At 66.0% G+C, this 22,738-nt stretch carries 21 protein-coding genes and 1 tRNA gene; 14 read left to right on the plus strand and 8 right to left on the minus strand.

Translation table 11 applies throughout. From position 1 onward, the window contains the following. Window positions 1-162 precede the first annotated feature (162 nt). Window positions 163-236 (minus strand) — tRNA-Gln (locus FHY04_RS06695). A 185-nt stretch (window positions 237-421) separates the two neighbouring features. Between FHY04_RS06695 and FHY04_RS06700 the strand changes: the two genes are divergently transcribed. Together FHY04_RS06700 and FHY04_RS06705 are read left to right on the plus strand one after the other, a co-directional pair. Further along, window positions 422-1,441, plus strand: a complete 1,020-nt coding sequence (locus tag FHY04_RS06700; RefSeq protein ID WP_031439729.1) for a Ppx/GppA phosphatase family protein — start codon at window positions 422-424, stop codon at window positions 1,439-1,441. Then, entirely contained in the window at window positions 1,438-2,118 is a 681-nt protein-coding gene (locus FHY04_RS06705) for an RlmE family RNA methyltransferase (RefSeq protein ID WP_031393473.1), read from the plus strand. Before FHY04_RS06700 ends, FHY04_RS06705 begins: the two co-directional genes overlap by 4 nt. 535 nt (window positions 2,119-2,653) lie before the next feature. On the opposite strand, the gene rpoZ is transcribed toward FHY04_RS06705, so the two are convergent. Then, window positions 2,654-2,998, minus strand: a complete 345-nt coding sequence (gene rpoZ / locus FHY04_RS06710; protein WP_031439727.1) for a DNA-directed RNA polymerase subunit omega — start codon at window positions 2,996-2,998, stop codon at window positions 2,654-2,656. Between the two features lie 156 nt (window positions 2,999-3,154). On the opposite strand from rpoZ, the gene FHY04_RS06715 reads away from it, so the two are divergent. Continuing rightward, a complete protein-coding gene (locus FHY04_RS06715; RefSeq protein ID WP_260171371.1) occupies window positions 3,155-4,363 on the plus strand; it encodes a phosphatidylserine/phosphatidylglycerophosphate/cardiolipin synthase family protein in 1,209 nt (402 codons plus the stop codon). Between the two features lie 24 nt (window positions 4,364-4,387). Here FHY04_RS06715 and tldD read toward each other — a convergent pair whose 3' ends face one another. Both tldD and FHY04_RS06725 read right to left on the minus strand, forming a co-directional pair. Further along, window positions 4,388-5,818: a metalloprotease TldD gene (gene tldD, locus FHY04_RS06720; protein WP_031439725.1), complete on the minus strand. Its 1,431-nt coding sequence runs from the start codon at window positions 5,816-5,818 to the stop codon at window positions 4,388-4,390. An 18-nt stretch (window positions 5,819-5,836) separates the two neighbouring features. Further along, entirely contained in the window at window positions 5,837-6,070 is a 234-nt protein-coding gene (locus FHY04_RS06725; protein ID WP_031393477.1) for a zinc-finger domain-containing protein, read from the minus strand. Window positions 6,071-6,342: 272 nt separating this feature from the next. Here FHY04_RS06725 and FHY04_RS06730 point away from each other — a divergent pair, with 272 nt between their 5' ends. After that, the gene (locus tag FHY04_RS06730; RefSeq protein WP_183935915.1) at window positions 6,343-7,266 is read left to right on the plus strand and encodes an ABC transporter ATP-binding protein; all 924 of its coding nucleotides are present in this window, start codon (window positions 6,343-6,345) and stop codon (window positions 7,264-7,266) included. A 41-nt stretch (window positions 7,267-7,307) separates the two neighbouring features. Here FHY04_RS06730 and FHY04_RS06735 read toward each other — a convergent pair whose 3' ends face one another. Continuing rightward, the gene (locus FHY04_RS06735; protein WP_183935916.1) at window positions 7,308-9,089 is read right to left on the minus strand and encodes a hypothetical protein; all 1,782 of its coding nucleotides are present in this window, start codon (window positions 9,087-9,089) and stop codon (window positions 7,308-7,310) included. 216 nt (window positions 9,090-9,305) lie between these two features. Continuing rightward, window positions 9,306-9,803 carry a PilZ domain-containing protein gene (locus tag FHY04_RS06740; protein WP_183935917.1) on the minus strand — a complete coding sequence of 166 codons (498 nt, stop codon included), beginning with the start codon at window positions 9,801-9,803 and terminating at the stop codon, window positions 9,306-9,308. Between the two features lie 366 nt (window positions 9,804-10,169). Between FHY04_RS06740 and FHY04_RS22875 the strand changes: the two genes are divergently transcribed. The 10 genes from FHY04_RS22875 (at window position 10,170) to FHY04_RS06785 (ending at window position 21,514) form a co-directional block, all read left to right on the plus strand. Then, window positions 10,170-11,972 (plus strand): ABC transporter ATP-binding protein, encoded by a 1,803-nt coding sequence (locus FHY04_RS22875; RefSeq protein ID WP_183935918.1) that lies wholly within the window; start codon window positions 10,170-10,172, stop codon window positions 11,970-11,972. Further along, window positions 11,969-12,889, plus strand: coding sequence for a hypothetical protein (locus FHY04_RS06750; protein ID WP_183935919.1), 921 nt, complete (start codon window positions 11,969-11,971; stop codon window positions 12,887-12,889). The genes FHY04_RS22875 and FHY04_RS06750 overlap by 4 nt, the downstream gene beginning before the upstream one ends. A 122-nt stretch (window positions 12,890-13,011) precedes the next feature. After that, entirely contained in the window at window positions 13,012-13,134 is a 123-nt protein-coding gene (locus FHY04_RS22480; protein ID WP_260171372.1) for a hypothetical protein, read from the plus strand. 636 nt (window positions 13,135-13,770) lie between these two features. Then, window positions 13,771-14,052 (plus strand): PqqD family peptide modification chaperone, encoded by a 282-nt coding sequence (locus FHY04_RS06755; RefSeq protein WP_037528629.1) that lies wholly within the window; start codon window positions 13,771-13,773, stop codon window positions 14,050-14,052. 37 nt (window positions 14,053-14,089) lie between these two features. Next, a complete protein-coding gene (locus tag FHY04_RS06760; RefSeq protein WP_183935920.1) occupies window positions 14,090-16,054 on the plus strand; it encodes an asparagine synthetase B in 1,965 nt (654 codons plus the stop codon). Further along, window positions 16,054-17,106 (plus strand): 50S ribosomal protein L11 methyltransferase, encoded by a 1,053-nt coding sequence (locus FHY04_RS06765; RefSeq protein WP_183935921.1) that lies wholly within the window; start codon window positions 16,054-16,056, stop codon window positions 17,104-17,106. Before FHY04_RS06760 ends, FHY04_RS06765 begins: the two co-directional genes overlap by 1 nt. 2 nt (window positions 17,107-17,108) lie before the next feature. Beyond that, on the plus strand, window positions 17,109-17,588 hold the full coding sequence (locus FHY04_RS06770; RefSeq protein WP_183935922.1) for a lasso peptide biosynthesis B2 protein: 480 nt from the start codon (window positions 17,109-17,111) through the stop codon (window positions 17,586-17,588). Further along, a complete protein-coding gene (locus tag FHY04_RS06775; RefSeq protein ID WP_183935923.1) occupies window positions 17,582-18,793 on the plus strand; it encodes a nucleotidyltransferase family protein in 1,212 nt (403 codons plus the stop codon). Before FHY04_RS06770 ends, FHY04_RS06775 begins: the two co-directional genes overlap by 7 nt. A gap of 319 nt (window positions 18,794-19,112) precedes the next feature. Further along, entirely contained in the window at window positions 19,113-20,294 is a 1,182-nt protein-coding gene (locus FHY04_RS06780) for a polysaccharide pyruvyl transferase family protein (RefSeq protein ID WP_183935924.1), read from the plus strand. After that, window positions 20,291-21,514 (plus strand): glycosyltransferase family 4 protein, encoded by a 1,224-nt coding sequence (locus FHY04_RS06785; RefSeq protein WP_183935925.1) that lies wholly within the window; start codon window positions 20,291-20,293, stop codon window positions 21,512-21,514. The genes FHY04_RS06780 and FHY04_RS06785 overlap by 4 nt, the downstream gene beginning before the upstream one ends. On the opposite strand, the gene FHY04_RS06790 is transcribed toward FHY04_RS06785, so the two are convergent. Beyond that, window positions 21,501-22,082: a hypothetical protein gene (locus tag FHY04_RS06790; protein WP_221211692.1), complete on the minus strand. Its 582-nt coding sequence runs from the start codon at window positions 22,080-22,082 to the stop codon at window positions 21,501-21,503. The genes FHY04_RS06785 and FHY04_RS06790 overlap by 14 nt on opposite strands. Window positions 22,083-22,127: 45 nt before the next feature. After that, on the minus strand, window positions 22,128-22,652 hold the full coding sequence (locus FHY04_RS06795; protein WP_311723959.1) for a polysaccharide biosynthesis/export family protein: 525 nt from the start codon (window positions 22,650-22,652) through the stop codon (window positions 22,128-22,130). Window positions 22,653-22,738 lie beyond the last annotated feature (86 nt).

A 22,738-nucleotide genomic window follows, 5' to 3' on the forward strand; every position in this document is an offset into this window, starting at 1 on the left:
TCGGGACGAAGCGCGCACCTCATCCCAGCGACTTTACCTCTTACCAGCCATCTCAGCCGCTCATCCCAGCGAAACACGACGATCTCCCGCCGCCATGGGGAAGCACGCCCAAGGCGTACTCCTGTCACGGAGGTCCGGTTTCAGCGTCAAAGGATAAAGCGCTGGATGCCCCGTGAGGATTCGAACCTCAATAGGCGGTATCAGAAACCGCAGTCTTACCATTAGACGACGGGGCATCAGCGAGGGCGCGATCTAAGCGGGGGTTTGCGCCGTGTCAACGCCCTGATGGTGCCAATTCGCCACGTCGCTTGCGTAATCGCCGCGCTGCGCTACATTCGTCGCCAAGCACCGGGCGGGTATTTTCCCGCGGCGGCAGATATAGATAGTGAGTTTTACGGCGATGGGGGATGTTTCCGCCCGAATGCCGTCCCGGCAGGCTGGTCCTGCCCGTCCGGCGGCGACCCGGCCCGGTCGAGGGCGGTGGGCCGATGCGCAGGCGTTTGCCGCGCTGGATCTCGGCACCAACAATTGCAGATTGCTGATCGCGCGCCCGCAGGCAGGCGGATTCGCGGTGATCGACGCATTCTCGCGGATCGTCCGGCTCGGCGAAGGGCTCGCGTCCACCGGGCAACTGAGCGACGCCGCGATCGAGCGCACGATCGCCGCACTGCGCGTGTGTTCGGACAAGCTGAAGCGCCGCAACGTCACGCTGGCGCGTTCGGTCGCGACCGAAGCCTGTCGCCAGGCGCGCAACGGCCCCGCCTTCATCGCCCGCGCGCTTGCCGAAACGGGCATCCATCTCGACATCATCACCGCGGAGGAAGAGGCGCGGCTGGCCGTGCTCGGCTGCCATGCGCTGATCGAACCCGGCAACGACCCCGCACTGATCTTCGACATCGGCGGCGGTTCGACCGAGCTTGTGCTGGTCGATACGTCGACGCCGATCCCGACCGTGCTCGACTGGCATTCCGCCCCCTGGGGCGTCGTGTCGCTGACCGAACATGCGGGCGGCGGCAAGGGCGAGGCGGGCCGGCGCGCAGCCTATGCGCGGATGCGCCAGGTCGTCGCGGACAGCATCGCGCCGTTCGCCGCGCGGCTGCCGCTCGACGTCGAGCGCCCCCGACTGCTCGGTACCAGCGGCACCGTGACGACGCTGGGCAGCGTGCATCTCGGGCTCAGCCATTATGACCGGTCGGAGGTCGACGGGCTGATCGTGCCCGCCAGCGCGATGCGGCGGATCAGCGCGGACTTGTCGCACATGGCGATCGAGGAACGGGCGAAGCTCGCCTGCATCGGAAACGAGCGCGCCGACCTGGTGGTCGCGGGCTGCGCGATATTGGAGACGATCATGGACATCTGGCCCGCCGAACGGCTCGGCATCGCCGACCGCGGCATTCGCGAGGGCATATTGCGCCGCCTGATGGGGAGCCCCAGGCCATGAGCCGCGGCGGCTCGGGCGGGCACACCCGCGTCCTCACCGCACGCAAGCGGACCGCGCAGTCGACGCGCTGGCTCGAACGCCAGCTGAACGACCCGTACGTCAAGCGCGCCAAGGCGGAGGGCTATCGCAGCCGTGCGGCGTACAAGCTGACCGAGCTCGACGAACGGTTCGAGGTCATCAAGGGGTCGAAGCGTGTCATCGACCTCGGCATCGCGCCGGGTGGCTGGGCACAGGTGATCAAGCGGCGCCTGCCCAAGGCGGCGGTGGTCGGGATCGACCTGTTGCCGGTCGATCCGATCGACGGCGTAACGATCTTCCAGATGGATTTCATGGACGACGCAGCACCCGCGATGCTGATCGACGCGCTCGGCGGCGCGCCCGACCTGGTGCTGTCGGACATGGCCGCGAACACCGTCGGCCATCCACAGACCGATGCGCTTCGCACGATGGCGCTGGTCGAGGCGGCACTCGATTTCGCCTGCGACGTGCTGGAAAAGGGCGGGACCTTCGTGTCGAAGGTGTTCGCGGGGGGCGCCGATTCCGCGCTGGTCGCCGAGATGAAGCGCAACTTCACCAGCGTGAAGCACGCCAAGCCGCCGGCGAGCCGCAAGGGCTCGGTCGAGTGGTTCGTGGTGGCGCAGGGGTTCAAGGGGCGATCCGTGGATCGGGAGCGCTGATCCACCGATCGACGCGGCCAACGCCGCTGTGCGGCTCCTGACGACGCGGCTTTGCCGCGGAGGGGTGGTTTTAGGCATGATGGCCGCGGCATGGCCGGGGGCGCGCTTGCGTTGAGCCCTTCAGACTAAGCCCGGTAGCCCGCCCCCTCCCCCCGTTCGTGCTGAGCGCAGTCGAAGCACCTTTAGTCCCATGCCCTTCGACTACGCTCAGGGCGAACGGTACGGCGGTGGCGAACGGTGTGCGGGTTTTGAACGGCGTGGGGGTGACGCACGGTGTGGGATGGCGACCGGTGTCGGGGTGGCGGCCGGTATGAGGGTAGCGTCCGGTGGCCACCGTGACGGCGAATGTGAACCGCCCCCGCTACCCCCCCGCTTCACCCCCAACGACACCCACGCAAAGAAAAGGCCCGCGGACCTTCAGGTCCACGAGCCTTTCAATCACATCAACCAACCGATACCGCAGCATCGTTCGCCGGAGACCGATCAGGGTCAGATCACAACATGGCCCGGCTCACGCAGCTCCACGTCCGTGCCATCAACCCTCGTAATCGGCACCCAGATTCTGGTTGCGCGGCGGGGCGGCGGCGGTGAGGCGCAGCGCCTCGGCCGATGCCGCGAGGCTGCCGACGGCATCGACCTCGTCGTCATCGTCGACACGAACCTTCTGCAGGCCCTGAATGACCGATTCCTTGAGATGCGCCGGCTTGACGTTCTCGTCGGCGATCTCGCGCAGCGCGACCACCGGGTTCTTGTCGCGATCGCGGTCGAGCGTCAGTTCGGCGCCGCCCGAGATCTGCCGCGCACGCTGCGCTGCGAACAGCACCAGGTCGAACCGGTTGGGGATCTTGTCGACACAATCTTCGACGGTAACGCGCGCCATGACGCTTCCTTCGCAACAAACACCGATAGGGAGACACAGGCGCCTACCCACACCGCGCCACAAAGTCAAGATTTTGCCGGTTGGGTGTCCGGCGCTACCCCGTGTCGGCCCGCCGCAAGGTTGCATCGGCCCGATGCTATGTCCACTACCCGGGCCATGACCATGCCCGCCCCCGAGCTCGATCGCACCACGACCCCGCAGGCGGCGGAGTCGGTCTTCACCGTCGATGGCAACCGGCTGACGCTGCTCGAGGCGGGCCCCGAACGCCTGACGGCACTGATCGGGCTGATCGACGGCGCGCGGCAGTCGCTGCGCATCCTCTATTATATCTATGCCGACGACGATGCCGGCCAGCGCGTGAACGCGGCGATGATCGCGGCGGCGAAACGCGGCGTGACCGTCGCGCTGATCGTCGACGGCTTCGGCAGCGACGATGCGGCGAGCGCCGATTTCTTCGACCCGCTCGAAGCGGCGGGAATCGCGGTGTGCCGGTTCTCCGCGCGATTCGGGCGGCGATATCTGCTGCGCAACCACCAGAAGCTCGCGCTGGCGGACGGCGAACGGGACGACGCACGGATCATCGTCGGCGGCTTCAACGTCGAGGATGACTATTTCGGCACGATTGCCGACAATGCCTGGCGCGATCTCGGCCTGCTGATCGAAGGCCCGGCCGCGGGGCGGCTGACGGGCTATTTCGATGCGTTGAGCAGCTGGATCCACCAGCCCAAGGGCAAGCTGCGCAAACTGAACCATGCGCTGCGCCGCTATAGCGAGACGCAGGGGCCGACGCGCTGGCTGATCGGCGGACCGACGCGGCGGCTGTCACCCTGGGCGCGGGCGGTCCGCGACGACATGCGCAGGGCGACACGGATCGACATCATCGCCGGCTATTTCACCCCGAGCCCGACGATGTTGCGCAGGCTGGATCGTGCTGGGCGTCGCACCGACCGCGTGCGCATCGTCACCGCCGCGAAATCGGACAACAACGCGACGATCGCCGCCGCGCGGTTCACCTATGCCGGACTATTGCGCAAGGGCGTGCACGTCTTCGAATATCAGCCGACCAAGCTGCACACCAAACTGTATGTCATCGACGACGCGGTCCATATCGGCTCCGCCAATTTCGACATGCGCAGCCTGTTCATCAACATGGAGCTGATGATCCGGATCGAGGATCCCGGTTTCGCCGCGCATGTCCGCCGCTATGTCGACGCCGAAATCGCCGCTTCGACCGAGATTACACCGGCGCTCTATAAGGCAAAGACCGGCTGGCTGCAGCGCGTGAAGCAGTTCGGCGCCTATTTCGTGGTCGCGGTCGTCGACCCCAATGTCTCGCGCGGATTGAACTTCGGGATCGAGGACTAGGACGCCGCTGAACGGCGGCGCCCGTTACTGCGCCGCCGTGCCGCCGACGGTCAGGCCGTCGACCAGCAGCGTCGGCTGGCCGACGCCCGCCGGCACCGACTGCCCGCCCTTGCCGCACATGCCGATGCCCTCGTCGAGCGCGAAGTCGTTGCCGATCCCGCGCACCTTGGTCAGCGAGCTGGGGCCGTCGCCGATCAGCGTCGCGCCCTTGATCGGCGCACCGAGCTTGCCGTCCTCGACCAGATACGCCTCGGTGCAGCTGAACACGAACTTGCCCGACACGATGTCGACCTGCCCGCCGCCGAACGCCTTGGCGAAGATGCCCTTCTTCACACGGCTCAGCAGCTCGGCGGGATCGTCGTTGCCCGCCTTCATGAAGGTGTTGGTCATCCGCGGCATCGGCGCGTGGGCATAGCTTTCACGGCGGCCATTGCCGGTCGCCTCGACGCCCATCAGCCGCGCGTTGAGCCTGTCCTGCATATAACCCTTGAGGATGCCGTCCTCGATCAGCACGGTTTCGCGCGTCGGCGTGCCCTCGTCGTCGATCGTCAGCGAGCCGCGGCGATCCTGGAGCGATCCGTCGTCGACCACGGTCACGCCCTCGGCCGCGACGCGTTCGCCGATCCGCCCCGAAAAGGCCGACGTGCCCTTGCGGTTGAAATCGCCCTCGAGCCCGTGGCCGATCGCTTCGTGCAGCAGGATGCCGGGCCAGCCATTGCCGAGCAGCACCGTCATCTCGCCCGCCGGCGCCGCGATCGATTCCAGATTGACCAACGCCTGCGACAGCGCCTCGTCGATCGCCCGGTTGTACGTCTCGGGCTCGAAGAGGTCGGTATAAAGATAGCGGCCGCCGATGCCGTAGCTGCCCGTCTCGCGACGACCATTCTGCTCGGCGACGATCGACACGTTGAGCCGCACCAGCGGTCGCACGTCGGTCGCGATGAAGCCGTCGGCGCGGACGATCTCGACCACCGACCATGTCCCCGACAGGCTGACCGACACCTGCGCCACGCGCGGATCACGCGCGCGCGCGGCGGCGTCGATCGTCTGGCACAGGTTCACCTTGTCCGCGAACGGCACGAGGTCGAGCGGATCGGCGGCGGTGTAGCGGTGGCGGTTGGTGCCCTGGGGGGGGCCGGCCTTGGCGGCGACGCCCGGCTCGATCAGCGCCATCGTCTCGGCGGCGCGGCGGATCGCAGCTGGGGTCATCTCGTTCGAATGCGCGAACGCGGTCATCTCGCCCGACACCGCGCGCAGGCCGAAGCCCGAGCTGGTGTCGTAGGAGGCGGTCTTCAGCCGGCCGTCGTCGAAGCCAAACGCCTCCGCCTTGCGGTACTGGAGATAGAGTTCGCCGTCATCGGCCTTGGCGAGCGCCTTGGCGGTGAGTGCCTGCGCCTGCTCGGGGTCGAGTGTGTCGCGGTAGAGGAACGAGCGGGGGTCTGCAGCTATCGTCATCCGATAGATATAAGCGGCTTAGCGCCCCGCGCCATCCCCATGGTCGCGCAATGTCGACTGGTCCGCGCCATCGGCGGCCCCGCCGACCAGGATGAAGCGCCGATCGCAATAGCCGCAATCGACATAGCCGGTCTCGTCGATCTGCAGCCACACGCGCGGATGGCCGAGCGCTGCACCGCCGGGAATGTCGGTGGCGCCATCGCAGGCGACGCGGGCGTGGGTGACGCGGGTGGTTTCGAGCGGCGGATGCATGCGGGCGCGATAGCAAGCGCGGGCGGGGCGGGCAATTGGTTCTTCGGTGGTGATCGGAAGGAAGGATTTGTTCACGCGGAGGCGCGGAGGTGCGGAGGTGTTGCGCTTCTCGCGAAGCGACCTTCACATCAGATGCGGCGGAACAGGAAGTGGGTCTCCCGACCGACAGGCTGGATGCGACATCTCCGCGCCTCCGCGCCTCCGCGCGAACAAATCTTCTTTGCCATGCCCGAGGGGATGACCCGCCCTCCCCGCCCCGCTATGCCGCAACCATGACCGAAGCCGCGATCGCAATCTCGAACCTCTGCAAGACTTACGCCGGCGGCAAGCGCGCGCTGGACGGGGTGACGTTCGACGTCCCGCGCGGCCAGATCTTCGGGCTGCTCGGCCCCAACGGTGCTGGCAAGTCGACGCTGATCAACATCCTGGCGGGGCTGGTCAACAAGACCGACGGCAGCGCCGCGATCTGGGGCTTCGACATTGACGGCCACCCGCGCAACGCCAAGGCGTCGATCGGGATCGTCAACCAGGAGATCCTGTTCGATCCCTTCTTCTCGCCGTTCGAGACGCTCGAAATCCAGGCCGGGCTCTACGGCGTGCCCAAGGCGAAGCGCCGGACGATGGAACTGCTCCGCGCGGTGCATCTGGAGGACAAGGCGCACGCCTATGCACGCACGCTGTCGGGCGGCATGAAACGCCGGTTGATGGTGGCCAAGGCGATGGTCCATTCGCCCCCCGTCCTCGTCCTCGACGAGCCGACCGCGGGCGTCGACATCGAATTGCGCCAGCAGCTCTGGACCTATGTCCGCAGCCTCAATGCAGCGGGCGTCACGGTGATCCTGACGACGCATTATCTCGAGGAAGCCGAAGAGCTCTGCGACCGGATCGCGATCATCAACAACGGCCGCCTGATCGCCAACGAGCCGACCCGCGAGCTCGTCGGCAAGGCGCAGGAAAAGATCGTCGCCGTCACCGTCGACCGCGATGTCGGCATGGTCCCGGCGAACGCCTGCTTCCAGAAGATCGCGCTCAAGGGCACGCGCACGCTCGAAATCACTTATGCCAAGGACCGCGTGAACGCCGGCGAAGTCCTCGCCGCGGTCCAGTCGGGCGGTTTCGGGATCGTCGACGTCTCGACCAAGGAACCCGATCTCGAGGACGTGTTCCTCAGCCTCACCCGCGCCGCCAACGCCTGAGCGCGCACGGCCCCGAGCGCAGCGGCCGGGGCCGATTCGGCTCACGCCGTGGGGCAGACCACCGTCGTGCCCTGGCCACGGTTGCTCAGCGTGGCGCGGTAGAAGAACGAGTCGCTGCCATAGGTCTGGTTGGGGCCGAATACGAGATCGACCTTGTCGCCGATTTCGAGGCCGAACTTGACCCCGTTGACCGTGGCGGTGTCGACGACGATCCCCGAGGCGACGGTCACGCCGTTGCGGGTAATCCGGTAATCGACGCCGTCGCCCGTATTCGCCTTGCTGAAACAGGCGGACAGTTCGACCTGCATCGCGCGCGGCGCGGTATAGCGGATCACCGCGCGTATCGGGTTCGCGCCATCGCCTGCCGGTGCGGCGGTGGTATTGTTGATGCGCAGCGGCTTCGACCAGCGATCGCCGAAATGGCTCGCGAAATCGGTGTCGAACACGCCGAGCCGGGTATCGACATTCGCCTTGTCGCGACGCCAGTAGCTCCAGGATCCGCTGCCATATTGCAGCATCGTGTCGGCAACGACCTGCGACGCGGTGATCGTATAGCCGGTGGCCCCGGTGACGATCAGCGGCTCGGACCCGATCTTGACCGGACCAGCGGGCAACGCCACCCCGTACATGTCGCGAACAACACCGCCGGTGAAGCTGATCGTGCCGCGCAGCCCCCAGACGACCCAGCGATCGGCACCGATCCGGTAGAGGTTGAACGGCTGGTCCCCGGTATCGACCCGCACCGGCTGGCCGTATGGCAACAGCGAATCGATGACGTTGCGATAGGCCCTGCCCTGCGGCTTGATCAGCGATCCGGTAAACAGCCCCATATACGGAAAATGAGTCTGTTCGACGAGCGCGTACCAGGACGCATGCCGGACGCCGGCGGCATAGAGCTCGACGACCGATTTCACCAAACCGGCCGAGGCGCGCCGCGTATCGGCATATCCGAAGCTGAATTCGGTTGCCCAGATCGGCTTTGGCGTCCCGTAGCGGCTCATGGCGGCGTTGAGATTGGCGATCTCGAAATCAATCCCCTCCGCATCGGGGCGATAGGGATGGACCGCGACGCCGTCGATCACGTCGAGCATGCCGACCGCGAACAGCGAGGTCAGGAACCCCGTCCCGATCACGTTGGTCGATCCGCCGAGGATCGCGACCTGCGGGTTGGCGGGCTTCACCCGGGCATAGAGGACCCGCAGCATGTCGACATAGGCGCGGAACTTGTCGACGCCGGCCGGATAATCGAGCGCGCCGGCACTGTTGACTTCGTTGCCGACCTCGATCGCCACGACACAGGATCCGAACCGCGTCAGCAGCGCGGCGATATAATTCGCATAGGCGGTCCGGCCCGCCGCCGACGACACCATCCGCCCGCCGTCGTAGAGCGCGTTCTTCGGCGTGATCGTGAGCGTCAGCGCACCGCCGCGTCCGCAAAATGTGGCGAGCGTTTGAACCGGGGTACCGGAAAAGTCGTACACGCCCGCCGTCCGCTCGACACTGGCCCAGTTGACCGTATCGCGCACGGATTTGGTCGCGAGCGGCGTCGTTAGATCGAGCCACGCGGGGCTCCATCCCTGGCTGAAATGGGTCTGCACGCCGAACGCGAACCCGGTCTCGCTCGGCAGAGCGCTCGTCGCCGCAGTGCCGGTCGTCACGCCTGGGGCCTGCTGGCCACTTGCCGGTTGAGACGCCGTCGCGGATGTCGAGACGACCGTGATCGCCGGGTCGGACACAGATGCGCCGCTCGCGCCGATCGCAAATGCCGTGACCCCGTACAACAACGTCGCCGCTGCCAGACCGACCGCTAGTTTCGCCTGCATTCGAACGCCCCCCGCGCCAAACATGCCCGTCGCCCTCACGACGAGTCGCCGCACTTTTCCTACCCCACTTGTAGAACAGATGAGTCTAAAATGGATGAAGTCGGCATTTTTTGGCTTGAATATCGTATTCTTGCAGTACTGCTGAATAATAAGACTGCCGACTACTGGCAAACAGCAGTTTTGCTGATCTAAGTACTGATATCTCGGAATTGGTTGTCAGAGCCAGCCAACGACCAGTCCGAGCAGCACCCAGGCACCGACCCCGCACCCGACCATGACGACGGCGCGCACGGGTCGCGGCCAGGGTGTGATGTCGGGCACGGACTCAGCCACGGATGCATCGTGCGCCGCCGGGTCCTTTTCGAACATCGCATGGACGATCGTCTGGCCGGAAAAGGCCTTTGCGAACGTCTCTTCTGGAATGGGCACCGCGAAGACACATCCATAGCCGCCAGGTGCGAGACGGACGACGTCTGCTTCGACGGTCGCGCCGCCGCCGCTCAGTGCGAGACGCAGGCGCGTCCCCACGGTCATCGGGATCGAGGACCGGAGGCGGCACCCTGTCATCGAGAAATCCTCGACGATCACGTCATGCGCGACACCCGGCATGAGCCGTAATGTGCTGTCGGCGGAGACGACGCGCCGTGTGGCACGGCTTTCGCGCATCGTCAGCGCATCGATGGGCATGATCTGCATGGTTGCGGTGAGTGACATCGGTCCTCCAGGTTAAGGGCCGTATAAGTCGCGGCTCTTAACACAAGATTATCAGCGCAGTCCGGCATCATCATTTTTGCAGTTAACCCCCTAACAAATGCCATTATACAGATTCTTAGCAAATCAACATTTGTTTTCTTAAACAATAACCTCAGAGATTAACGCTGAAACGTCCAATAATGACCCGCGTCATTGCTGATCATTGCACACTGCCTTAGGCGGAAAGACTATATGGTGTGCCGATGACAGATACCCCAAGCTCCCCGATCGACGCGCATCGGCATGACATCGCCAGGATCGATCCGACGGCCTGTAACGCCGCTTCTGGGATCGCGCTGCGCATCACGACGGTACGGGCATGACCTTGTGAATTGGCAGGAAGCACGGGCCTTCGTCATCGCATTCTGCCTGTTCAAGCCGCGCGCGTCGCTCGCGACGGGCCTGCTCGTCGCGATTGCCGGCCTGGTCGAGGCGCTTGGCCTCGTCCTCATCATTCCACTTCTCCAGATTGCCGGGGGGACGGGCGCTCGCGGACACTGGTCCACACTGCTCGCCCGGCTGCATCTCGACAGCCGCCCGGAGCAGATCACGCTCGTGCTCTCGGCCTTTGCCGTGCTCATGCTCGTGCGCGCCGCGCTGATCTCGATCCGGCAGAGCGCGGTCATCCGGCTGGAGCTGGAATTCCTGTCCTCGCTGCAGATCAGGCTGATCGAACGCCTGGGGGCAGCACCCTGGAGTGCGATCGTCGGGCTGCGGCATGCCCGGGTCAATCGTATCCTCGGAAGCGACATCCAGCGGCTCGGCCAAGCTGCGATCGGGCTCGTCCAGTCCATCGTGGCGGCGATCACATTGACGGTGCAGCTGACCATCTCGATGCTGCTCAGCCCGCTGCTCACGCTGCTCGCGGTCCTGTTCGTCGCGACGGGCGCGCTGCTCAGTGCCCCCTTGTTCCGCGCCGCCAGACAGGTCGGCGACAGCGTGACCGATGCCAATCTGATGATGGTGAACGAAGTCGGCCAGTTTCTCGGGGCCCTCAAGCTCGCGATGAGCCAGAACCTGGCCCCCCGGTTCGTCGCCGATTTTTCGAACGCCATGACCGACTCGGTCCAGGCCGAGCTGACCTTCGTCGCGCGGGAAAACCGATCGCGGCTCCGCATGACGGTGGCGGGCATCGTGATGGCGGGCGGGATCGCCGGGATCGGACTGGGCGTGGTCGCAGTCCCCGTCCCGACGCTGGTCGCGCTGCTGCTGATCCTGTCGCGGATGGCCGGACCAGCGCAGGCGCTGCAGACCCAGGCGCTCGAGGTCGTTCGCGCGCTGCCGGCCTATGCGCAGATTCGCGAGCTGGAGGCCGAACTCGCCAGCGATCGCGGTCTTGCGACCGACGCGATCCTGCCGGCGCTGGAGGTCCTGTCGTTCGACCGGGTCGGCTATCGTCACCCGCGCGGGGCCGACGGCGCGGGTTCCGGCGTCGACGCGCTTGATCTGGAACTCCGGCGCGGCGAGTTTTTGGGCGTTGCGGGGCGATCGGGCGCGGGCAAGACCAGTTTCGCGGACCTGCTCGTCGGCCTCTACCACCCGCAGGCTGGGCGCATCCTGCTCAACGGCACCCCCGTCACGCTGGCGAACCACAGCGCCTGGCGCGACCGGCTCGCCTATGTCGCGCAGGATCCGTTCATGCGCCATGCGAGCATTCGCGAGAACCTGCTCTGGTCCAACCCGGGCGCGAGCGATGCGGCGATCGCACGGGCGCTATGGATCGCCGACGCGGACGACCTGCTCGCACGACTGCCCGAGGAGCTCGCCACCTGGGTCGGCGAACGCGGCAGCCTGATCTCCGGGGGCGAACGCCAGCGGCTAGCACTCGCCCGCGCAGTGTTGCGCGATCCACAATTGCTGATCCTCGACGAGGCCACCAACGCGATCGACATCGACGGTGAACAGATCATTCTTCACCGGCTGCGCGAGGCGTGTCCCGACACGACCATCCTGATGATCGCGCACCGGCTCGAAAGCCTGCGCCGGTGTGACCGGATCCTCCTGTTCGATGCCGGGCGCGTCGTTGCACAGGGATCGTTCGAAACGATGCGATCGCGGCTGGTCGCGGTCGAGCGAGACGATGCGGCTGCCACGGCGCCGCACGCCGGACAGACGCAGGGGGCATCGTGAACTTCTATCGCGCGTTCGGACTGGTGTTTCGCTCGGACATCCCGCTCGGGTCGCTTGCCGCGAACCGCATCGCGGCACAGCAGCCCGATGTCGATATCCGACGCGGCACCCCGGCACGTCCCGATCCGGGGGTCGCGGTCGACGATATGCGGGTCGAGATCAACGCCGACTCGTTGCGCTTGTCCGTGCCCGAGTGCGGCTGGTTCGACGTGACGGGGGGCGCGCGCATCATCTACGAAGCGCGCGCCGGCATCCCGGCGGAACACATGCCACCTTATCTCCTGGGGACCGCGCTGGGGGCGCTGCTCCATCAGCGCGGGCTGCTGCCGCTGCATTGCAACGCGATCGTCCATGACGGCAGGGCCTATCTGTTCTGCGGGGACTCCGGCGCAGGCAAGTCGACGCTGGCCGCGGTGTTCGAAGCGCGCGGCTATCCCCTCCTCACCGACGATCTATGCGCGGTCGCAGTGGATGCGGAAGGCCGGTTTTCGGTCACCCCGGGAATCCCACGGCTCAAGCTCTGGATCGAATCGCTCACCGCACTCGGCCGCGAAGGCGCGGAGGTCACCCGCATTCCTTGGTATGAGGACAAGTTCGAGGTCGCGATGTCGCGCGCCGCCGAGGATCGCCGCTATCCCGTCGCCGCCATCTATCATCTGCGTCAGGCCGGCGAAGATGCGCCGCCGGGCATCCACCGACTGCAGGGGCTCGAGGCTGCCAATGCGGTGACGGCAAACATCTATCGCCGCCGCATCGCCGACCTCCTTGGCCGCGCGCCGGGCTATCTGGCCGAATCGATGGCGCTGATCCGCAGCGTTCCCATTTTCCGGTTCAATCGACGATGGGGGCTGGAGAACGTTGTCGAAGATGCCGCCGTTGCCGAAGCCCATCTACTCGGCGTCAAGGTGACCCAATAAGGGACGCAATGCTGCCATTGTAAGTAAAACGGTTGCGAAGATTTCGATAATGTGTGCGACGACCGGTTAACAACACGTAATAATATTAAATCGCACTGAAACACTATCTTTGGGAATTAGTCATGACACAGCATCGCAAGACATGGCAGCGTCCAGTACTTGTTCGCATGGATGCCGCCGATGCCGATAACGCATCGCTGATGTATAATCGGGATTATTATCACCGCCAGATGGGCCCGTCTTGATTCCACAGTCCCGGTGGGTCGACGAAGCGCACCGGGGCGCGTCGACCTCGGGAACCCAGTCACGATCATAGCGGTGCCGCGCCCAGGAATGTGCGGTCACCCAGCTCCGAACTACGCTGAACTTGCATTCCGGTTCGATAATGACGGTGCATGATTTCGCTGACTTCCACAGCCGCTCGATTACGCCACCGGGATTCTTCAAGCAAATCCGGCTGGTTCACGGGTAACAAATCGCCACGATCATTCATACGAGCCGCGAATTCATAAATGGTAAGGAAAACTATTCACGCCTTTTGGCCCGTTCATGCAATTATTGCGAAAGCCGGAAGCTGATCGACATGCCGCCGATACAGCAAATGCTACAAGGGGTATCGATATGGTCAAGACTCGCAAGACATGGCAGCGCCCTGCACTTGTTCGCATGGACGCAGCAGATGCCGAGAATGCTGGACAGCCCTATAACCGTGATACGTTCCGTCGTCAGATGGGCCCATCCTGATCTTCAGGCCTGAACAGGCACGGGAAATCGCGCGGCGATAATGCCGCGCGATTTTTTGTTGGGTATCGATCGGCCCACCAGGCGCGCCGCCTCCGCGGACGGCCTGCGAAACGCTTCAAAAAGCATGGGAATTCTGTTTGGCTCGTGCAGATTTGGATACGCCGGTCCGCCGCAGCACATCGGCGGCAACGGCGGAGATTGACGGGCAGCTGGTCGCGCTCGATATCAACAAGGGCGTTTGCTACGGCCTCAACGAGGTCGGTACGCGCATCTGGGGCCTGATCGATGCCCCTATGTCCGCGCGAGCGATCAGCGCGATCCTCGTGGATGAATATGACGTCGACCAGGCGACCGCCGAGGAGCAGACGCTCGATCTGATCCTCGAGCTGCTCGCGGCGGAGTTGGCGATATCCGCCTGATCCGCGGAGGCACGCGCATCGATCGGGAGCGCATGGCGTGACAGCGATCTATGGCCTGACGCACTGGTCCGACCGGGACGTCGATGCCGATGCCGACCGCATGGGCACGGTGCTGGCCCGCTATGGCCGCGACGCGCACGAGATCTGGCGGGGAGGGACGATCGCGCTGGGCGCGCGTCACGCCTTCCTGCTCGACGAGGACCGGTTCGTCGCCCCGATCCACGCCCGCGACCGCCGCTACGCCGTGGTGGCGGACGTGCATCTTACCGAGCGTGCGGGGCTGGAACGCGAACTCGGTCATTCGGGCGGGTCGGCGGCAGCGCTGTCCGATGCGATGCTGGTCGCCGATGCGCTCGAACATTGGGGCGAGTGCGCGTTCGACCGCCTCTATGGCTGGTTCGCGATCGCCGCCTGGGACACGCAGGACCAGCGGCTGCTGCTCGCGCGCGACTTCATCGGCAAGCGCCCGCTTTATTATCTGCGCGCCGAGGACGGCACACTCGCCTTTGCCTCGATGCCCGCCGCACTGCACGCGCTCGGCATCGTCCCACGCGCGGCGGACGAGGACCAATATCTGCGCCTGTTTCGCCGCGCGCCGCTTTCGCCGGATCGCACGCCGATGGCCGGTATCTCGCGCATCATGCCGGGCTATTACGGCGTCTTCACCGCGCAAGGGGCGACGACGCATGCCTATTGGAAACCCGATCTGACGCCGTTGCGACGCCAGACGCAGCGCGACTATGAGACCCAGATGCTTACCCGGCTCGACGCCGCGGTCTCGGCGACGCTGCGCGGCGCGGGCGACGAGATCGCCGCGCACCTCTCGGGCGGGTTCGATTCGACCACGATCGTCGTGACGGCGGCGCGGCTTCTCGCGGATACGACGAAACGGATCGTCGCCTATACCGCCGCCCCGCATCACACGCCGCAGACCTACCAGACGCATCATTTCTCCGACGAAAGCGCGCTCGCCGCCGAAACCGCGGCGATGTACCCCAATGTCGAACATGTGGTGATCCGCAGCGATACCCCGACGCTTGCGGCGCTCGACCGCACCGTCGATCTCTATCCCGAACCGATCCCCAATCTGTGCAACATGGTGTGGGTCGACGCGATCAACGCAGCGGTGCAGCGCCGCGGCATCCGGGTCCTGCTCGAAGGCACGATGGGCAATCTCTCGATCAGCGCATCGGGCGTCGCGGCGCTGCCGTCGCTGGTGCGACGCGGACGGTTACTCGCCTGGGCGCGGCTCGGCCGGGGGCTGGTCCGGTCGGGGTGGATGCGCTGGCCGGGCGTCGGCTGGAACACCATCGGCCCGCTGTTGCCCGTATCGCTGTGGAAACAGGTGATGCGCGCCCGCGGCATCGTGATGCCGTCGGTGGCCACCGCCATCCCGCTGCTCCCTGAGACGCTCGCCCGGGTCGAGGCGCGCATCGCCGCGGAGAACCCGACGATCGACCCGGCGCATGCGGCGGACCTGTCCGACGCGATGCGGTACGGCACCGATCCTGTCGGCGCCAATCTGCGCATGGTGGCCGGCAATGAGGACGGCAGCTTTTTCAAGGCGATGCTGGCGGAGTTCAAGATCGACGTCCGCGATCCGCTTGCCGACCGACGCCTCGTCGAATGGGCGCTGCGCGTGCCGGTCGAACGCTGGGCCTGGGGCGGCGAGCCCCGCGCGATCCTGCGCGAGGCGATGCGGGGCAAGGCACCGCCGAGCGTGCTCGATACCCGGCTGCGCGGTTATCAGGGCGCCGACTGGCCCGTCGCGCTCGTCGCCTCGCGCGACCGGCTGCGCGACGAGATCGACCGGATGAAGATGTTCGAGCAGACCGCGGGGACGATGGATGTCGACCGGCTCCAGAAGCTGGTCGACGACATGCCGCCCGCCGATTCACCGCTTTGGACGGATATCGCCTATGAGATCGCCTATCGCGAGAATCTGCTGCACGCCGTCGCACTGGCCAGCCACATGCGTCGGACCGCCGGGAGCAATTATTGATGACCGCGGACGAGCGTCTCGATCCGGGTATTCAGCGGCTGATCGCGGCGGTCGACGGCCGCCCCGATGCGATGGTCGCGCTGGCCCTGACGCTGCTGCTGCCCCGCGGCTTGGCACAAACCGCGCGACGGTTGTGCGACGCTGCGCTGGCGCTCGCCCCCGATGATCGCGAGATCGCGGCGCAGGCGCGCCGGATCCGATCCGCCGGGGTCGGCAAATGGTATTTTACGATGGTGCAGGACGATGATCGCCACGCGCTCTACGCCGCGGCGCTGCGCAGCGTGATGCCCGCCGACGCGACGCTGCTCGATATCGGCGCCGGGACCGGCCTCTTCGCGATGATCGCGGCGCGAGCCGGTGCCGCGCGCGTCATCGCCTGCGAGCGGGATTCCGCGGTTGCCGCGGCCGCATCCGCGGTCGTCGCCAAAAACGGCTATGCGGACCGCGTCACGATCGTCGCGAAGGACGCGCGCGACCTGCAGATCGGAGTCGATCTGGCCGCCCCTGCGAATCTGCTGCTGTGGGATAATCTCGCGAACAACCTGATCGGTGCGGGCGGACTGAAGACGGTCGAGGATGCGCGCGCGCGCCTGCTTACGCACGACGCGGTGATCATGCCGTACCGGGCCGAGATCATGGTCGGGCTCGCCACGCATCGTCGCCCGGCCGATTATGCGATGGGCATCGTCGACGGCTTCGACATGACCCCGTTCAACCAGCTTGCGGTCGCCCATGATACGCCGGACCGGGGGGCGATCGACCTTCGCTCGAACGGCGTCGCGATCTTCGACATGGACTTTACCGGCCCGCCGATCCCCGCGGCGCGCAACGCCGTCACGGTCCACGCCACCGCAGGTCGGGTGCACGCGATTGTCCAGTGGATCCGGTTCCATCTGGCCGAGGGGATCGTCTACGACACGATCGATCCCGGCGTTCGGGCGTTCGAAACCGAGGTGACGCCGGTCGAGCCGTTCGACGTCGCCGACGGCCAGGCGGTGGTGATTTGCGGCCGGCACGACCGTGACGTGCCATGGTTCTGGCTGGAGGCGTGATCGTGCCTCGGCGCCAGGACGGATTCTGGACCAAGTTCGGACGCTTTTCGTGGGAGGAACGGTTTGCCCTCGCCGAGGCGACCATCCTGCTGACGGTCTCCGCGCCGCTGATCCGCCACGCGGCGCTGCCCCGGCTCGGCCGGATCGCCTCGCGCCCGCTGCCCCGCCCGCTCCCGCCCGGGCCACGCCGGCGCGACCTGGCCGAGATCATCGCCTGGGCCGTCGATCGCGCGGCCAAGCGCAGCCGCCTGCGCGCGCTGTGTTTCGAGCGCGGGCTCACCGCACAGGTCATGCTGCGGCGGCGCGGGGTCGATTCGACGCTGTTCTATGGGATCCGCCCCGGTTCGAAGATGCCGCTCGACGCGCATGTCTGGGTTCTCGATCAGGGATTCGACGTGACGGGCACGCCGCCCGATGGAGGCTATGCGATCCTGGCGTCGTTCCCGCCGGGTCGTGAGGCGAGCGGATTTCAGCCGTGTTGAACCTCGATGCGCTGATCGACGGCGATGCCCAGATCGCTACCCCGGAATTCGCGCTCGTCGTAGCAGCAACGCGGTGGCCGCATGATCCGCGCGGGGCGGCACGGATTCGCGAGCTGGCGGCACGGGTCACCGATTGGCCGCGCGTCGCGGCGATCGTCGAGCGCCACCGCGTTGCCGGCCTGTTTGCGGCAGGCCTGAACCATGCGGGCCTGCCGGACATCGACGCCGGGACCGACGCGCGCGCCGCGATCGGGGCGCTCGCGCGGGACAGTGCGGTGCAGGAGCTGCAATCCGTCTTCGAAACGCTACACCTGGTACGCATGCTGGAGGGGGCCGGCATTCCCGTCCGGGTGCTGAAGGGCGCGACCGCGGCGATGCTCGCCTTTGGCCGTTATGGTGTCCGCTACAGCATGGACATCGATCTGATCGTCGCCAAGGACCAGGTCGCGCACGCCGCCAGCCTGCTCGATGCGCGGGGCTATGTGCGGATCGCGCCGGCGGCCGATGCGAGCGCGGCGACGATGCGGGCGCGGATGGCGCGCTACAAGGATCTCGCATTCGAACATCCGGATTCGGGGCTGATGGTCGAGCTGCACTGGCGCCTGTTCCAGAATCCCTATCTGCTGCGCGGCGATGATCTCGATGCGCGCGAGCCGATGCAGCTCGTGCCGGGCGCCAGCGTGGCGGTTCTCCCGCGCGCGCCCGCGATCCTGTACCTGTTCGCGCACGGTACCGAACATGGCTGGGCGCGATTGAAATGGCTGGCCGATATCGGCGCGATCCTTGGCGCCGAGACGCCCGCCGACCTCGATCAATTCTATGCGCGTGCACAGAAGCGGGGGGCGGCACGACTGGTGGCGGCGGGACTTATTCTCAGCCATGCCCTGTATGAGACCGCGCTGCCCGGCGCGATCCGGGACGACCTGGCACGTGACTGGCGGCTGCGATCGCTGGTGCGCACCGCTTATGCGAGCCTGATCGGCGACGAGGATGGCCGCGAACTCGAGCAGGTCGCGCATGCGACGACGCGCAAGAACCTCAGCCACTATCTGATCTCGCGCGATCCGCGTTTCGTGATCCACGAACTGCGCTACGATCTGCTCGACCGCAGTGCGGAGGGGCTGAAGGGGGGCTCGCGGCTAGGCCAAGTGTCGCGACGGCTTTGGGCACTGTCCGGCGGCCGACGCCATGCCCAAAATGGCTAGGGCTCGATGGCTTTTACGATGATCTCGGGCCACGATGATCAATGTACGCCTGCCGCTGACGATTTTCAGTTCATATGTCCGTAATGTTTCAGATCTCTAGTATCTGTCGGCATGTTGTGCAATTACCAGATTTTATCAAATATTTAGCGATTTGATTGATCATTTTTAGATTATATTTACTCGCAACGCTGCTCTGATGTTGCGCGCAGGATATTTCTTCGATAGGTTTGATCCAATCGGCGCGATAAAGTCTGATTACTCATTCGCGCCAACCGCCGGGTCCCCGTCATAATCTGCTGTCAGCCTAGGAGGCGCTGCTTTGAAGGTCGCGCTTTTCAATGTGAAATACAGCCCGAATCTGGGCGATGGGCTGCTGTCCGAATGCACCGAGCTCGAATTGCACCGCGCCGGGATCGATGCGGTCTCGATCGATCTTGCCGGCAGGACGGGCTACGCGCCCGGTAATGCCAGCCGGGGCAGGATGCTCGCCGTGCTCGAGGGAATGCCCGCGCCGCTGCGCCGCGTCGCGACCCGCACGATCCTCTCGGCGCTAGCGGCGATCCGGCTGCGCCCGGCGTTTCGCCGCCAGCTCGTCGATTGCGATGCGGTCGTCGTCGGCGGCGGCAATCTGTTCAGCGACAGCGATCTCAATTTTCCCGTCAAGATCCACGCCGCGCTGTCCGAAGCCGTCAATTTGCCGGCCGCGGTCTTTGCGGTCGGCGTGGCGCGGAACTGGTCCGCGACCGGTAGGCGATTGTTCGCCGACGGACTGCGAAATGCCACGATGGTCTATGCGACGGTGCGCGACGGACGATCGCGAGAGATCTGGGACGACCTCCTTCCCGCACCGATCCCCCGGGCGGGGCTGGTTCGCGACCCGGGTCTGCTGGCCAGCCGGCACTATCCGCGAGGCCCCGCCTCCACCGATCGCCGTAGCGTCGGACTGTGCATCACCGATCCGCTCGCGCTGCGCTATCACGGCCATGACACGGATGCCGGAGACATGGCGCACTGGTATGGTGGCGTGGCGACGGCGCTCGCCCAGGCGGGATGGACCGTCGGGCTGTTCACCAACGGCAGCCCCGAGGACCGGGCGTATCTCAATCGCAACGCGGCCGACTGGATCGCGGCAGCCGCGCCGACCCGCATCACCCGCATCGCCGATTTCGCCACGCCCGGTGACCTCGCCACGTTCATCTCGAGCTGCGACCTGATGGTTGCGCACCGCATGCACGCCTGCATCGCCGCGCATTCCTTCGCGGTTCCGACGATCCTTCTTAAATGGGACCCGAAGCTGGAAAGCTTTGCCGAGATTGCGGGCCGATCGGCCTATTTCGTCGACCCCGCGACGATCACGCCGACCGCGCTTGCCGAGCTAGCCGCACGGGCCGAGCAGGCCGGGGTCGATCGGGCCGCGTGCACGGCATTGATCGATGCGGCGGCCGGCGACGTTGCGGCGCTTGCCCGCGCACTCAGGGCGGCGGTCGCGGCGCGTTCATGATCGATCATATCGTCGTCATCAACGACCTGTCGGTACCCAAGGGCGGGGCGACCGCACTCGCGCTGGCATCCGCATCGGCGTTTCGCGCACGCGGCTACCGCGTCACCTTCGTTACCGGCGATGATGGCGACAACCCGGCGCTTCGCGACCAGGGTGTCGAGATCGTCGCATTGGGAAGCAAGCGGCTGCTGTCGGGCGGCGCGCTCACCGCGCTGACCCGCGGCGTCTATAATCGCGCGGCCGCCGACATGGTCGCGCGCTGGATCGCCGCCAATGATCGCCCGTCGACGGTGTATCATGTGCATGGCTGGGCACAGATCCTGTCGCCGTCGCTGTTCGCCGCGATCGCACCGGTGCGGGCGCGGCTCGTCTATTCGGCGCATGATTTCTTCCTGGCCTGTCCGAACGGCGCGTTCGCGTTTCTGAAGACCGGCGCGGTCTGCACGCTGACGCCGATGTCGCCCGGCTGCATCGGCGCGAACTGCGATCGTCGCAGTTACGCGCACAAGCTCTGGCGGGTCGGTCGGCAGGCGGTGCAACGCCATCATTATGATCCGCGCCACTCGCCGCCCGTTCTGGCGATCCACGAATCGATGCGCCCGTATTTGATGCGCGCGGGCATTCCGGACGCGGCGATCGAAGCACTGCCCAATCCGGTCGTGCCCTGGTGCAGCACCCGGGTCGAGGCCGAACGCAACGCCGAAATCCTGTTCATCGGCCGCCTCGAAGCGACCAAGGGTCCCGATCTCGCCGCCGCGGCGGCGCGGGCGGCGGGGTGCACCTTGCGCGTGATCGGCGACGGCGTCCTGCGCGAGTCGCTACAGGCCAGCTACCCCGAAATGTCCTTCATGGGCCAGCAGCCGCCGGCGGCGATCCGCGGCTATGCGGAACGCGCGCGGATGCTCGTCATGCCGAGCCGCTACCCCGAGCCCTATGGGTTGGTCGCGGCGGAGGCGCTGTGGAGCGGTCTGCCCGTCATCATCACCGATACCGCCTTCCTCGCAGACGATATCGTCGCAGCGGGCGCCGGGCTGGCGATCGAACCGCGCGACACGCTCGCGTTTGCCGCCGCGATCCGGCTGATTGCCGAGGATGATGCGCTCGCACGCCGGATGAGCGAGGCGGCCTATGGCCACACCCGCGGGCTCGCGCTGACGCCCGACGCGTGGATCGACCGCCTGCTCGACGCCTATACGCGTCGCGTCGCTATGGCAGCGTGACTGACGCCGGCGCGGGAAGCAGCAGCGGCAATGCGCCCCCGCGTGCGCCCCGGCGGTCCGCCCGGGCGGTCCTGGCCGCGGTTGTCGTCGCATAGCCGGTCTTGACGACGCCCTTACCGTCGTCGGCCATAGTGGTTTTTCCGGCGCGGACGCTGCCGGCGCCACGGCGCTCGCTACCGGCAAGGACCCGATAGGGATTGGCGAGCGCCGTCGCGCGTAGCCGTTGCGCACGCATCGGCAGGATCGCCGCGCCCAAGGCCGCCATGCCATAGAGCAACCGCATCGCGTCGATCGAATGATGGAAAAACGCCGATCCCGCGAATTCGCCGAGCGTCAGGCCGATCGCGCCAAGCCCGGCGATATCCGCGCTGCGCACCATCGGCAGGCCGAGCAGCAGCAACAGCGCCAGCGCATAGGCGATGATTGCGCCCAGCGGAGCCGCGATCAGATCCGCGGCAGACAGCAGACCCGCCGCGATGACGAGCAGCACCAGGCCGCCGCGCGCGGCCATGACCACGTCTGCGCCGGTGATCCAGTGGGAGGGTCCTCGAATCATGGCTATAGCCATAACCGGGACACCTCAATTTCGGGTTAAACCCGTCGTGGATCGCGATCAGAAATAGCGTTCGCCGACGCGGATCGTATCGCCGGGCTGGACCTCGATCGGCTGCTCGCGAATGACGACGGTGCGCTCCTCGGTCGCCCGTGCGCGACGGATATAGATACGGTTGCGATTGGCCCGATAGGAGAACCCGCCCGCGGCCGCGACCGCCTGCTCGATCGTCATGCCGTTCACGAACGGAAACTCGCCCGGCCGCACGACTTCGCCCAGGATGTAATAAGGGCGGTAGTTAAGGACCTCGACGCTGACGTGCGGATTGTTGACATAGCCCTGGGCAAGGCTTGCCGTCACCGATTGCGACACCTGCTCGATCGTCTGGCCACCCGCTTTGATCGCGCCGATCAGCGGGAACGCCACGGTCCCCGACGGCGTGATGCTATATTCGCCGGTCAGATTGGGCTCGTTATACACCGTGATCCGCAACTTGTCGCCGGCACCCAGCCTGTATCCCTCAACGATCGCCATGTCGGACGCGGAAAGAACCGGCGGCTCCGCCTGCGTGCATCCGGTCGCCACCGCCAGGGATGCAATGATGACGGCCCGAAAATAGACTATAGGACGCATGATTTTCCCCAAACTATGATTGTCATGACTGTATCGGA

This window comes from Sphingomonas sp. BK481 (genome assembly GCF_014194875.1).
GTDB classification, from domain to species: Bacteria; Pseudomonadota; Alphaproteobacteria; order Sphingomonadales; family Sphingomonadaceae; genus Sphingomonas; species Sphingomonas aerolata.

Bases quoted from the DNA above. Each gene is read 5' to 3' on its own strand.
- FHY04_RS06705 (WP_031393473.1), top strand. From the start codon at position 1,438: ATGAGCCGCGGCGGCTCGGGCGGGCACACCCGCGTCCTCACCGCACGC.
- FHY04_RS06735 (WP_183935916.1), bottom strand. From the start codon at position 9,089: ATGCAGGCGAAACTAGCGGTCGGTCTGGCAGCGGCGACGTTGTTGTAC.
- FHY04_RS06715 (WP_260171371.1), top strand. From the start codon at position 3,155: ATGACCATGCCCGCCCCCGAGCTCGATCGCACCACGACCCCGCAGGCG.
- FHY04_RS06790 (WP_221211692.1), bottom strand. From the start codon at position 22,082: ATGGCTATAGCCATGATTCGAGGACCCTCCCACTGGATCACCGGCGCA.
- FHY04_RS06785 (WP_183935925.1), top strand. From the start codon at position 20,291: ATGATCGATCATATCGTCGTCATCAACGACCTGTCGGTACCCAAGGGC.
- FHY04_RS06730 (WP_183935915.1), top strand. From the start codon at position 6,343: ATGACCGAAGCCGCGATCGCAATCTCGAACCTCTGCAAGACTTACGCC.
- FHY04_RS06740 (WP_183935917.1), bottom strand. From the start codon at position 9,803: ATGTCACTCACCGCAACCATGCAGATCATGCCCATCGATGCGCTGACG.
- FHY04_RS06700 (WP_031439729.1), top strand. From the start codon at position 422: ATGCCGTCCCGGCAGGCTGGTCCTGCCCGTCCGGCGGCGACCCGGCCC.
- rpoZ (WP_031439727.1), bottom strand. From the start codon at position 2,998: ATGGCGCGCGTTACCGTCGAAGATTGTGTCGACAAGATCCCCAACCGG.
- FHY04_RS06765 (WP_183935921.1), top strand. From the start codon at position 16,054: ATGACCGCGGACGAGCGTCTCGATCCGGGTATTCAGCGGCTGATCGCG.
- tldD (WP_031439725.1), bottom strand. From the start codon at position 5,818: ATGACGATAGCTGCAGACCCCCGCTCGTTCCTCTACCGCGACACACTC.
- FHY04_RS22480 (WP_260171372.1), top strand. From the start codon at position 13,012: ATGACACAGCATCGCAAGACATGGCAGCGTCCAGTACTTGTTCGCATG.
- FHY04_RS06725 (WP_031393477.1), bottom strand. From the start codon at position 6,070: ATGCATCCGCCGCTCGAAACCACCCGCGTCACCCACGCCCGCGTCGCC.